General features: G+C 39.4%; 10 protein-coding genes. All 10 read right to left on the bottom strand.

Features of this window, described 5'->3' with window-relative positions:
• Nucleotide 1: 1 nt before the first annotated feature.
• Genes FOL01_RS00910 through FOL01_RS00865 form a run of 10 tightly spaced genes read right to left on the bottom strand, consistent with a single transcriptional unit; the run spans nucleotide 2 to nucleotide 12,580 of the window.
• On the bottom strand, nucleotides 2-394 hold the full coding sequence (locus FOL01_RS00910) for a hypothetical protein (RefSeq protein WP_075268878.1): 393 nt from the start codon (nucleotides 392-394) through the stop codon (nucleotides 2-4).
• 22 nt (nucleotides 395-416) lie between these two features.
• Nucleotides 417-3,797 carry a pyocin knob domain-containing protein gene (locus tag FOL01_RS11230; protein ID WP_075268877.1) on the bottom strand — a complete coding sequence of 1,127 codons (3,381 nt, stop codon included), beginning with the start codon at nucleotides 3,795-3,797 and terminating at the stop codon, nucleotides 417-419.
• A 3-nt stretch (nucleotides 3,798-3,800) separates the two neighbouring features.
• Nucleotides 3,801-4,394 (bottom strand): hypothetical protein, encoded by a 594-nt coding sequence (locus FOL01_RS00900; protein WP_075268876.1) that lies wholly within the window; start codon nucleotides 4,392-4,394, stop codon nucleotides 3,801-3,803.
• A complete protein-coding gene (locus FOL01_RS00895; protein WP_075268875.1) occupies nucleotides 4,387-5,541 on the bottom strand; it encodes a baseplate J/gp47 family protein in 1,155 nt (384 codons plus the stop codon). Before FOL01_RS00895 ends, FOL01_RS00900 begins: the two co-directional genes overlap by 8 nt.
• Nucleotides 5,531-5,875, bottom strand: a complete 345-nt coding sequence (locus tag FOL01_RS00890; protein ID WP_075268874.1) for a GPW/gp25 family protein — start codon at nucleotides 5,873-5,875, stop codon at nucleotides 5,531-5,533. Before FOL01_RS00890 ends, FOL01_RS00895 begins: the two co-directional genes overlap by 11 nt.
• A complete protein-coding gene (locus tag FOL01_RS00885) occupies nucleotides 5,876-6,244 on the bottom strand; it encodes a hypothetical protein (protein ID WP_083603388.1) in 369 nt (122 codons plus the stop codon).
• Nucleotides 6,245-7,111, bottom strand: a complete 867-nt coding sequence (locus tag FOL01_RS00880; protein ID WP_083603387.1) for a phage protein — start codon at nucleotides 7,109-7,111, stop codon at nucleotides 6,245-6,247.
• Nucleotides 7,111-7,449: a phage baseplate plug family protein gene (locus FOL01_RS00875; RefSeq protein WP_075268873.1), complete on the bottom strand. Its 339-nt coding sequence runs from the start codon at nucleotides 7,447-7,449 to the stop codon at nucleotides 7,111-7,113. Before FOL01_RS00875 ends, FOL01_RS00880 begins: the two co-directional genes overlap by 1 nt.
• On the bottom strand, nucleotides 7,449-8,012 hold the full coding sequence (locus FOL01_RS00870; RefSeq protein ID WP_075268872.1) for a LysM peptidoglycan-binding domain-containing protein: 564 nt from the start codon (nucleotides 8,010-8,012) through the stop codon (nucleotides 7,449-7,451). Before FOL01_RS00870 ends, FOL01_RS00875 begins: the two co-directional genes overlap by 1 nt.
• An 11-nt stretch (nucleotides 8,013-8,023) precedes the next feature.
• Complete coding sequence (locus tag FOL01_RS00865; RefSeq protein ID WP_075268871.1) at nucleotides 8,024-12,580, bottom strand: hypothetical protein; 4,557 nt, start codon at nucleotides 12,578-12,580, stop codon at nucleotides 8,024-8,026.
• Nucleotides 12,581-12,599: the final 19 nt, after the last annotated feature.

The raw sequence follows: 12,599 nt of genomic DNA, 5'->3' as shown, positions 1-12,599 counted from the left end.
CCTACCTCCGTACTTTAAACAATGTATTGTCAGTCAACAAATCAATCAGTATTCTGACTAATAAAAACATCAGACCAAGCGGAACCAATGTAATGTGAAGTGTGTTTAGATCACTCAACAAAAATGCACTCATCATCATGCCAAGAACGCCTGCTGCAGCTAAACGTGTCACTTCACGAATGTAGTACCAAGTAATATCCCAAACTGATTGAACAATCATGGCGACACCATCAGCAATGACTAGCAATCTGAAACTAGGATGAGCAACTAACTGAAACGAAGCTGGTACATGAATGTCAATAACTGAAAAACCGATACTGAACATAAACGCAATCGTTATCAGTTCAGCACCGGTTATTATCCAGAACTTATTCTTAATTATGTGTTTAATCAAAGTAAACCCTCCTTAATATCTACTAATTATCTGCAGGATATGACACAAACAATGAAATCTGTACTTGGTCCTTACCTGGGTTATTAGTAGACGCCTTTGTTAGCGAACCATCACTATCAATAGTCATATTACCCATATTACCTCCAGCAAACCAAGGTGACCATATCGTATCGTTTGGTCTATATCCAGCTGGTAAGGTAACAAGTGTTTTCCCCTCATTATTTAGAGAAGGTATACTACCAGCCTCCACATAGACAATGCCATTAACCTTCCGATACTTTACAGTACCACCGACAGATGGTGTCAATGATTTCCAACCAGAGTCAGTCAATTGCGTTCCACCAGCAGTTACTGTACCTGTAAATGTCTTGTTTCCTGCGATTGATTCATTACCAGATTGATGAACAATATTGCTATCATTGGCAGCGTTAATTGAAATGTCTTTCGTTCCGTCAAATGGTGTTCCATTTACCTTACGAGCCGTTTGTAACTTAGTTGCTGTTGCTGCATTTCCTGTGGTGTTCTGATTTCCTTGGGTGTTCACTCCTGGCAAATTGATATTTGCGGTTCCATCAAAGTTCACTCCCCCAACTCTTCGAGCTGTCTGCAGTTTTGTTGCGGAACCAGCATTGCCCGAAATGCTACCGCCAATTGTTGAGCTAAACGTTTTAGTACCTGCAATAGTCTCATTTCCTGAATTATGTACAACAGCAGAATCTTGCGCAACTAGTCCACTTGTATTTGGTAATACATTTACCCATTTTTGCGCAGTTGCGTCATACCTGTCGAGCCAACCTCCTGATGAGAATCGCCAATTATTACCATAATTAGGTGCTGATTGTTGGTTCATCAAAAAATAAATGTCCTGATCAGAAGCTAGTATGAGTTTCTCGTCTCCCACTGTTGACATAGGTAATGCAGTAGTATCATTCTCACCTTTTACGATTAAATCAAAAATGGCATTGACAGATTCACCACCACCAATTCCAGTTAATCCATAACCAGTAATAGAAATACCATTGCCATGCGTATATCCTGAATAATATGTACCAATAGGATGCGGACTATTATCACCAAGATTATCATCTATAACTTCCATAAATTTGCTAGAAGTAGTTCCTTTTGCAACATGTTTATAAAAATAATCAGCCTTAGATATACCATTAACTGTCAGAGTATTATTGAAAGTTTTATAGCCGGAAATGCTTTCATTACCAGTTTGATGAACAAGATTACTATCATTTGCTGCATTAACGCTGATATCCTTGGTTCCATCAAATGCAGTTCCATTTACTTTGCGAGCCACTTGTAATTTAGTTGCTGATGCTGCATTACCAGTTGTATTTTGATTACCTTGCGTATTAACGCCTGGAAGGTTAATGTTACTGCCACCATCGAAACTAACACCACCAATTGTCCTAGCAGTATGCAATTTATCAGCCGTGCTTGCGTTTCCAGTCGTATCTTGATTACCTTGAGTGTTTACCCCTGGTAAATTAATATTTGACGTACCATCAAAGTTTACTCCACCAACGCTTCGAGCTGTCTGCAACTTCGTTGCTGAACCAGCATTGCCTGAAACACTACCATTAACTGTTGAACTAAATGACTTAGTACCTGCAATAGTTTCATTTCCTGAATTATGAACTACAGAATCATCTTGCGCTAATAAATTAGATACATTAGGAATAACATTGATCCATTTTTTAGAAGTTTCATCATAACGATCCCAATATCCACCAGTATTTAATCGCCAAATATTAGTGTAATTTGGTGCGTTTTGCTGACTTTGTAAGAAATAAATTGCTTGGTCAGAAGCAAGAATAAGATTTTCAGAATTTAAAGCGTTAGGGGGTAAGATACTTATGTCAGTTGTTCCATTAGCAATAGCATCTAAAATAGCACTACTAGATTCACCACCACCAATCGCAGTTAAACCGTTACCTGTGATACTAATACCATTACCATCAGGCGCTCCTGAATAATATTTTCCAATAGAGTGCGGCTTACCATCGCTAAGGTTATCGTCCATAACTTCCATAATTTGACTAGATGCAGTCCCCGCTGGAACGTGTTTGTAAAACCAATCAGCCTGCATGATATGATTAACATTTACATTGTTACTAAACGTTTTATTTCCAGCAATAGACTCGTTTCCAGTTTTATGAACTGCAGAATTATCAATATTTTTATCAGCACTAGCTCTATTAGCAACTTCCGTTTGTAAGTCTGCTTGCGTATCACTAACACTATTAGTTAATGTAGCATCTGCAGCTGAACGTGTTGCTTTTTCAGTATTAAGGGCAGCAGCAGCTGAACTATCCGCTTGCGAACGTGCAGTAGCTTCAGCTTGAATAGCATTTGCATTTATAGTGTCCCCACTTTTACGGTCAGAAACTTCTGTTGTTAGAGAATTGTTAATAGTCTTATCTGCATTAGTACGATTAGTGGTTTCAGTTTGTAAATCAGCCTGAATTGCCACTGGCTTACTATTAACAGTTGGCACTTTAGTGAAATTAAATTGTGCATTTAATGTTTGATCAATGTCTTCAATAACAACCTTCCAAGATGTAAATGTATCAGATTTAATGTAATTACGTATATATGTTTTATCCGTCTTTATATCGTTAAATACTTGAATATTACCGGTGGAAATAAGCGTGTACTGTTCTGATGTTCCACCTGGCTTATTGCTGGTAGTCTTCGTCTCTAATGTCGATAAATAGTTACCATTTGTAGTCAGAGTATTTAAATCAATATTTGCAGTAATTTGGTGAATATTAATGTAATCAACTGTATTGGCATTGCCCGATATCGAACCAGTAATTTTTTGCTTGAATGTCTTAATACCATCAATGATTTCATTGTTAGTTAAGTGAACAACCTTTTTATCTACTGATAATGGTGCCACTTGGTCTTTAATATAAGCAACCAAAGCATTGTAATCAGCAACCGTCAACATTCCAGCAGTTTGTGTGTTGATCGTGATAACAGATGTATCAGAAATTGCAAAAGAAACATCTAAGGCAATTGTTTGAACCTGATTTCCACTGAATGCTGGCACATTGGTAGCTTCATTGGTGTTAATATAACCTAACACGAAATTAGTCTTGTTAAACGTCCCTACAAGAGCGATTCCTTGTAGATTGTAATCAGATGTTAAATCAGCATTATCAATCTGCAACCGAGTTTCAACCGTGTTGCTTTGTGCTGATACAGTTCCAACTGACTTAATTTGCTTAGGACCTAGTGATGAAAGTTGCGTGAATACCAAAGTATCCGTTAACTTTGTCGCAAAAGTATAAGCCTGTGTGATAGCAATACTGCCTTTTGCAGCAAGTACTTCAGTTAAGGTATCTTTACCTTCAGTGGTGAATTTAAAATTCGTAAATTTATTTGCCATCTATTACCCCTCTCCTTTGACTTCATATGTGATTGTTGCTGATGTTAAGCCACGAACAGACAACACAGCATTAGAATTATCAACAAAACTCACTTCATCTACTCGGACACCAGCAGCAACACCATTTTTAATTCGTTCCAAAATATAATTCTGTTCAAAATCAGAGCGGGCCCATTCTAGTGGAATATTGCTAATTCTAATCGCTAACGGTTCACCATCATTTAGCGTACCGTTTTCATATTGTCGCAATGATTCAATTCGAATTTTATCTGGCTGAATGTCTAACGAACGTGCAATCATATTGATTAAGCCATTGACCGTTGAATTACCCATATTGGTGGCTTGCTTAGACCTAATAATGATGCGGTAAAAATCATCATCTGCTGATCCACGTTGCTGATTGAATTGATCGCCAATTCTATCTAGTGCCTTACCATTTGCTTTATTAATGTCTCGAAACGCTTCAATTGTTTGATACAAACCAATTAATTTTTGAAATATCGCATTTAGCCATTCCGCAAAAGTAATCGTATCTTCCGCAAATCGATTGATGGGGCTAGGCAATTTAGAGAGAAACAATTCTTTAAAATCATGCATTTTCCGTCACCACCAAACTATCAGCTGTCGTCACTGGAATTGCAAATTGCTGTAATTGTACATCCGCCATTGCCAGGCTATCCTTACTTGAACCAATTTTCACTTCAATAACATCAATTCCGGGAACTTTGTCATAAACGTATTTATACAAATATGAAAATCTAACAATGCCACCCATTGGCACTTTGGTGAGGTAATCATTAACTGCATTTTTAATTTGCTGAATTCCGTCTGTTTCAAAATCTAAATTAGTTTGCGCATTAATCGACACATAGATTGCGGTTTGTTGTGCATAATCAAATGCAATGACGTTGTCGCTAAAGCCAGCGTTATCGGTCATTGCTTGTTGTTTAGATCCAACTGTTTGAATACCTGCCGATACAGAATTAAATAAAGCACCAGCAATTTTTTCTTCATCCCCACCGTCAACATATACGTGAATTGTCTTAGGCGGATTACCGAACTCATCTTCTTCTAAAGTGTTGTTTTGTACTACTTGAACGGTTTTGACACCAGTCACTGCCATGACGGCTGAAATAATACCGTTGGCTGGACTTGATGGTCGTGTGTCATTCGCAATTCTAATTCGATTGGCCAACTCTAAATCTGTTTCAGAATCTGCACCAGATTCGACAGGTTCAGCATTAGTAACGGAAATAATATCCGAAGTTGGTTCAACTTGATAAATAATCGTATTAGCTGGGACGTTATAGACCGAACCAACATCAACGGCATAAGCAGTGCCATTACCTCTTCCGTCAACTGAAAATATCAAATCGTCAGCTGTTTGAAACTCAATACCTTCTGCTGTTTTAAACAGTGTATTGGCTGGCAAAATATAACCTGGAGTTCCAGTGAATGTTAATTCAGTTATGGCTTGCGCTGCCGGATTGCGATAAAGCCCATAATTTGCAGCTAATTTATCAAGTGACACGCCTGTTGCAGTACTTAAAAACTGTGCGTTGTACACCTTTTCAGCCAATTGATAAAGTATATTCATGAAGTAGGCAATCAACCTAATAAATACGCCAGCAACTGAATGTGAACTTGTATCTGAATCACTACCAAATAGTTCTAACCATTTTGCAGTTAGATCACTAACCAATTCATCATACGTTGGTCGTGTAAATCCGTTATCATCCAACATTTAATTGCACCTCCGTTTCTTTTGCCTCACCATCAACTGCTAAAGCCAATTGTGCTGTTGCGGTCCGCCTATAAAAATCGGGTATCACGTCAACACTAATAACTTCAACTCGATTATCCTGACCAAGCGCATCATGAATCGATTGACTAGCATATCGAGCATCAAAATTTTTCTCCATTAAGTCAGTTCGATCTAACCCTAATTCAGGATCACCAATAAATTCGCCTAATTTTGTTTCAAGAATGATGCGTATTGATTGCATGACTTCCTCTGATTGCGTGACAACACTCTTGAAATTTAAGCCACCAGTATCGTCTAAACGAATATCTCTCATTCAATACACCTCCACGATGAAGGAATCATTCAAATCGTGTAATCTGTTAGCAGACAATTTAAACAACTTGTTAGATCCATCAAAATTAGCAATTGAACGGTCCATAAACATGACAACCACCACATCACCAACGGCAATAATACTCCGTTTAGTTTTGCCCACATGAACACCAATTAAACGTGCTCGTGGTGTTTCATCCGAACTTAACGCCAGTGGCTGGACTTCTGCTTTTTTATTGTCATCGTATAAGCGTGTGACCTTACCTAATTGTGCAACATTTAGCGTTGCTTTAATGGTGTTTGGTAGTACATTCAAAAAGAATGAGACGTCATTATCCCGCATTTTTGGTCTTTGTCCGGTATCTGCCATTTACTTCACCCCTAACTCTAATGATGTTGTCGGATTTTCACCGTCAAATGTATGTTCACCGCTTAATACTGCAGCCCACACATCAACAGATTCACTCTTTAAATGCACATGCTCGCCAGTAGTAATTCGGTAATTAAGAATTGAATCAGCTGAATATGTGAAACGACCTAGGCCATCATCGTCATCATCTTCGACCCAATCATCATCACGTCGTTCCATTGTTGGTGATGAAATGAGGCCCGTATTATTAGCCAAATAGAAATTACCAGTTACTTTGTCATCGTATAACCAACGCATGGTTAATTGACCACGTCGATAAAACAATGCAGCTCGTGCTTGTTCAGCCACGTCACTCAATGCATCAAATGGCGAGCCATCGACTGTATAGCCTTCCTTAAATACATAATTGCGACCTAGCGAAACAAAATTCAGATTGATACCTGTTGTTTGCACGATTTTATTGATGATTGTTTTAGCAGTGGTGCCTTCCCCAAACGTTAACGAAACATGCTTCAGTTTGCGGTATTCTTTACCCTCAACAACTCGCAAGGTATAGTTTAAGTCACCACCTTCACGACTTGGCACCGTTGGACGGAATATTTCGCCATCAAATATGACCCCAACATCTCCGTGGTAACCAGCTTTAATAACAATTCGATTTCCCTGTGCGATACGATTGAAACTAATTTGGCTCATGTTCCAAATTGTCACTTCACCAACGCTCCGATCACTTGTATTGTCAAATGGTAAGCTAAATTCAATATCCATTGACTGACTTGGGTTGTTATTATGCACATACTTCAACGTGCCACCATTGGTGTAAATTTCCACATACACCTCAAACAAATATTGCATTGTGACAGCCATTACATCACCTCATCATCTTCAAAAGTCATCAGATATAAAAATACCGTCCGTCCAAAATTATCAGACGTGACGGTATTTTCTTTGTGCGAAATATCAAACGGTACAATATCAACTTGTGGTATTTCTGGCTTAGTGAAGTCTCGCCACAAGCGTTGGCCATATACTAAGCGTTCGCCAGTAATGATTGGTTCATACGCATTGTTGAATAGATCAACCGTATAAAACTGACCTTCTTCGTTAAAATCAAAACGTAAGTAAACATTATCACCAGCTAATTCAATCTCAAACTCCTCTGGCAAACTCACAACATCTACATCAATCAAACCTCGTTCATCCATTATTTCACCCTCGCTCTAGCTCCGATTGGAATACGTCTATCAGGCCAGTGGTTCCAATTTCTAAGTGTTTGTATTGGTGTGCCATATTTCATCCACCAGCCCCAATAAGTGTTACCAGGGCGCACTGTCACATAAACACCACTGCTTGGAGCTTTAGCTTGCTTTTTACCTGAATTTTTAGCCTTGGCCCAGTAAACATTGACCGTATAAACAGCCGTTAATGAGATATTAAACTTCACAGCATTTTGAAAACCACCCTCATCATAAGTCTTTTCAAGGTGGCTAATAAGCATCCCATTATGACGAATGGCGCCACGAAATTGTAAAAGTGTTGACCCTTGGGACCAATTCAACAATTGCATATACTTATCATCAACTTCGGCTTGGCTTTTTCCAATTATCTTTCCTGAAAACTCAAACGTTTTACTTTCCATTTGTGAATGATCAGTAATCGGTGAACCGTTTTCGACTGGATGAGTAGAAACCGTATTTCCAAATTGCTCATTTTCCGTTTCAACAGAAAGCACGACTGTCTTACCTTTTGAATCAGTTAATTTTGCCAATCGTCTACCTCCTAAATCATTTGTGGCTGAATAACTGTTAACAACTTCTCACCGATTGTATTTGCAATCGTGTTGGCATCATTTGCAGATGCACTACCATTGATGTTGACCGTCACATTGATGGTTGCGCCTTGCTTAAATGCTGGTTTAGCACCACCAGTACCCTTTGCATAATGTGGGAACATCTTCTTCGTGTCGTCACCATTTAGTACTTGTGTACCTGTTGGCAATGGCACTGTTAAGTTGCGTTTCTTAGGGAAAATACCAACTAATCCATCAGGCAACATGAAAGCCTCACGCCAGTTAGATGTCTTTGAGTCATTAACCAGAGCCAATCCACCAGGATGTCCGCCACCCTTAGTACCCTTAGCATAACCAGGCATTATTGAAGCAAAGGCAGCACGAGCACCAGACGTACCCTTAGCATGTGGCACTTTACCCTTTGTATTTACCGTAACGGTCACTGTCTTTGAATGTAGTCCATTAATTGCTGCTGCTAAAGAACGCACCTTGCCAGAAGCAGAACTTGCACTTGAACCAATTTTATTCATTGATGCAGCAATTCTTGATGTTGCTGATTGCGCAGCTGATACTGCACGAGCAAAGCCAGACTTTAATGCCGTACTAATTTTATTAGCACCAGACTTTGCAGAATTTGCAGCTTTATTCATACCGCTCGTAATCGTGCTTGATAGTTTATTCATGGCGCTAGTTCCAGCACTTGCAGCCTTTGATAAACCACTCTTAATTGCAGATGATATTTGGTTGGCGCCCGAACGTGCAGCACTTCTAGCCTTACTCATACCACTTTTAATTGAGCTACTAAACTTACTCATAGCACCGCGACCAGCAGATGATGCTTTGTTCATGCCTGATTTAATAGCGCTAATGATGCCGTTAGCTCCTGATCTAGCTGAACGCTTAGCTTTATTCATTCCACTACGAACTGAACTGGCCAATTTATTAAGGCTACTTCTACCAGCACTGCCAACTTTGTTTAGCCCTGATTTAACAGAGCTTGCAATGCCTTTGGCTCCAGAACGTGCAGCACGTTTAGCCTTGTTCATGCCACTTCGTACGCTTGAACTTAGTTTATTAAACGAACTCTTACCAGCACGGCTTACACCACGCAAACCAGACTTTATTGAATTAGTAATTCCCTTAGAACCACTTTTAGCTGCTCGTTTAGCCTTATTCAGACCGCTACGAACAGACGAACTCAATTTACTAAATGCAGACTTTGCTGATTTACCAACATTCTTAAACTTCAAAGCACTTGTAATGCCCTTTGCACCTGATTTGGCAGCACGCTTGGCTTTGTTCATACCTGATTTAATGCTTGAAGCAATTTTGCTCATTGAGCTTTTACCAGATTTGCCAACACCCTTAAATGCTTTACCAACTGACTTACTAAACTTACTTGTTGATTTACCAGCCTTATCAAACGCCTTTTTAAATGAACCACCAATTGATTTACCAGCATTCTTACCATCCTTACCAGCATTTTTTAAATGCTTAGAAGATGCCTTGGTCGACTTGTTAGCACCATCAGTTTCCTTTTTTGCTTTATTAGCACCTTTAGACCAGCCAGTGATTTTCTTTAGCCAATTTGGCGCCTTTGGAAACTTGATTTTAGGCATCTTCCATCCTTTGAATGGGTTGCTTTTCATAAATTTAGGAAGTTTAAAGTCCTTGAATGGGTTCTTAATCTTGAACTTAGGCATCTTAATTTTTGGCATTTTCCAGTTTTTAAATGGATTGCTTATCTTTGGTAGCTTTAATTCTTTTGTTAAATTAGGTACTTTAAAACCTTTGAACGGATTACTTAATTTGGGTATTTTGAACCCTTTAAATGGATTTTTCAGGCTAATTTTTGGCATCTTAAAGCCTTTGAATGGATTTAATCCTTTGAAGGCACCGCTTAGCTTGTCCTTAATATCCCAAAACTTAATGCTTGCCTTTCCAAATAAATCAGAGGCACCTAGCTTAGTTTTCCCCCATAAGCGACTGGCACCTTCTTTAATGTCACCCCATTTATCGCCAACACCTTGTTTTATGCCTTTCCATTTGCCACCTATCCATGAACCAGCTTTACCACCAGCCCATGATCCTAAAGCACCACCAGCAATTGTTCCAACTGGCCCCAACAATGAACCTAGTGCAGCACCCAAAGTTCCACCAACACCGCCACCGATACCAGAGCCAACACCCTTATATCTATCAGTCGTGCCTGCCTTGTTGTTCTTTAAAGCACTGAAAACATCAAAACCAGCAAATAAGGCATTCAAACCACCAGCGCCACGTTTACCAATAGCGCCAAGTAATTTACCTGAGCCACCTAGAAACTTACCAAGTCCTGTCTTACCAAACTTAGTTAATAAGCCAGCACCGCCAAGTGATAGCTTTCCTAATCCTGAAGCACCACCCATTAATAGTTTTCCAAGACCGCCTTTAATTCCGCCCTTACCAGCAAGTGATGCACCTTTCAGAAATGTCTTATCAATGATTGAACCAAACTTTGAATTTGCTAGTTTCTGTCCTAAGGTAAATTTACCTTTGCCTGATACTGCGGATCCAGTAACATAATCGCCACCAGCTCCTGAACCAGTACCGGTGCCATTCATTTTGTTAGCAGCTGCCATCATCGTATCTGCTGCAGTCATCATTGTTCCGGCTGCAGTACTTTTTGTACCATTCCCAAATATCTTAGATAATAGGCCACCAATTAGAGGCACTTTGCCTAACAATTTACCAGCTTGTCCAACTAACCCACCGAACAATTTGCCGACTACTGGCAATTTAGATGCACCTTTCAATGCAAGCAATAAGGCAGATACTTTACCGGCACCGTTACCAATATCACCAAACATCTTGCCACTACCTTTAGGCAAAATTCCTTTGATTTTACCGAATTCATCAACAAAACCTTTACCAAAACCTTTTCTAAATGAGCTAGTACCTTTCCATGCTGATTGAGCAACACTTGTAATTTTAGAAATTCCAGTACCTAGTACATTTGCTGCTGAACTAAGAACTGAAGAGGCTTTATCAGCAAATCCTTTAATTTTGTCAAAATCTGTAAATTCTTTAGACAAGTTTCCAACTAGATTACCAAATCCACCGCTCTTACCAACTTTTTTACCAAACTGATCAAGAATTTCAGAAATTGCAAACTCTGATGCACTTTTACCGGCCCGCAACATACCAGGTAGTGTTGAATTAAATCTAGCAGAGGCTTTAGCAAGTCCACCAGAATTACCGTAATTATCTATTCCACGATAGGCAGTCGCTGCACTAACGGATCCCCAATCATAACCAGTACCAGTTTTGTTTAAACCTAATTCGTGACCTGTTTCTTTTTTATATTCCTTACGAATAGCACGAGTAATCTTACCATCAACTAAGTTAAGACTTTTAGCTGACATTCCGTTCATCTTACCTAAGTCACCGATATTACCAACAGCTGTTCGTAATTGGTTCATTTCTGAGTGACTCAAAGCATTCGCATCTTGAATATTAAAAATACCCTTTAATAGTTTCTGTGTTTTACCTACATTTCCTGAATACGAACCTGCATCAGATGAATAAATTTGCTTAGCAAATGCGTTAGCTTCTGTATAATCATTACCTGCTAAAATCGCTGTTTGCATAGTTGCATTAGATGCGCTATTTGCTTGATTAATCAGTTGTGAACCTTGAATATTTCGATGAGCATCCTGAATAGAAGTTGCCCACATTGCCTGTCCACTTTGACGTTCCTTTAACATGTTGTATCCACCACCAAATAGGTTACGAATACCCCCAGCTGCACTCATAATGCCACCAGCCAATAACATTGATGGTGCAAACATTGCTAACCCAGTACCTAACGCTTCTTTTACTCGACCATTCTTTTTTGAAACAGCTGCAGTACCAACACCAGCACCATACATAGCAGCTTGCTTATTGATCTGATTAGTCTGTGCAGTGTATTTTTCAGCAAGTGCTAAGTCTTTTTGTCGTGCTGATGCCAATTTATCAGCTTGTGCAACAGACTTTGATATTGCGGCCGTTTCTTTATCTTGCGCATTTGCCGCTCTGATTGCATATTCTTCAGCTTTTGATTGAGCAGATGCAACTTTAGCAAGTCCTTCAGCCTGCCGAGATTGTGCGGATGCTGCTTTCGCTGCCATCTCGACACTCTTAGATTGTGCTTGAGATATTTTTTCAGCATTTAAAATTGCTTTTGTAGATGCTGCATCACTTTCCTTAGATGCGGTTCCTTGACGTTTGTATGCATCTGTTACTTTGTTGATTCCAGCGACTTGTTTACTGTATGTATCAGTGGCAGAAGCCGTCTTTTGTGCCTCTGCTGCTGTTTTTGCTGCACTTGATACTCGCTTATATGCTTCAATTGCCTTATTTGCTTCAGAAATTACTTTCGTAAATCCTGATGACGTATTAGTTGCACGAACTGAGCTAAGTGCACGGGCGGCTTCATTAAGTTCCTTAATTGCAGAACTGGCTTTTTTTAATTCGCCAAGTCCGCTAACCTCAGCTTGCGCTTTAATTGTCGTGGTATATCCCATTAATTCCACCACCCTTTCG

The sequence above is a fragment of the Weissella thailandensis genome (assembly GCF_001932615.1).
GTDB lineage: Bacteria > Bacillota > Bacilli > Lactobacillales > Lactobacillaceae > Weissella > Weissella thailandensis.
The sequence above is the reverse complement of the archived record's forward strand: the minus strand, read 5'-3'. Positions and strand labels throughout refer to the sequence as shown.

What these genes read in the sequence shown, in the direction of transcription:
- FOL01_RS00895 (WP_075268875.1), bottom strand. Translation starts at nt 5,541, where the DNA reads ATGTTGGATGATAACGGATTTACACGACCAACGTATGATGAATTGGTT.
- FOL01_RS00885 (WP_083603388.1), bottom strand. Translation starts at nt 6,244, where the DNA reads ATGGCAGATACCGGACAAAGACCAAAAATGCGGGATAATGACGTCTCA.
- FOL01_RS00890 (WP_075268874.1), bottom strand. Translation starts at nt 5,875, where the DNA reads ATGAGAGATATTCGTTTAGACGATACTGGTGGCTTAAATTTCAAGAGT.
- FOL01_RS00865 (WP_075268871.1), bottom strand. Translation starts at nt 12,580, where the DNA reads ATGGGATATACCACGACAATTAAAGCGCAAGCTGAGGTTAGCGGACTT.
- FOL01_RS00900 (WP_075268876.1), bottom strand. Translation starts at nt 4,394, where the DNA reads ATGCATGATTTTAAAGAATTGTTTCTCTCTAAATTGCCTAGCCCCATC.
- FOL01_RS11230 (WP_075268877.1), bottom strand. Translation starts at nt 3,797, where the DNA reads ATGGCAAATAAATTTACGAATTTTAAATTCACCACTGAAGGTAAAGAT.
- FOL01_RS00875 (WP_075268873.1), bottom strand. Translation starts at nt 7,449, where the DNA reads ATGGATGAACGAGGTTTGATTGATGTAGATGTTGTGAGTTTGCCAGAG.
- FOL01_RS00880 (WP_083603387.1), bottom strand. Translation starts at nt 7,111, where the DNA reads ATGGCTGTCACAATGCAATATTTGTTTGAGGTGTATGTGGAAATTTAC.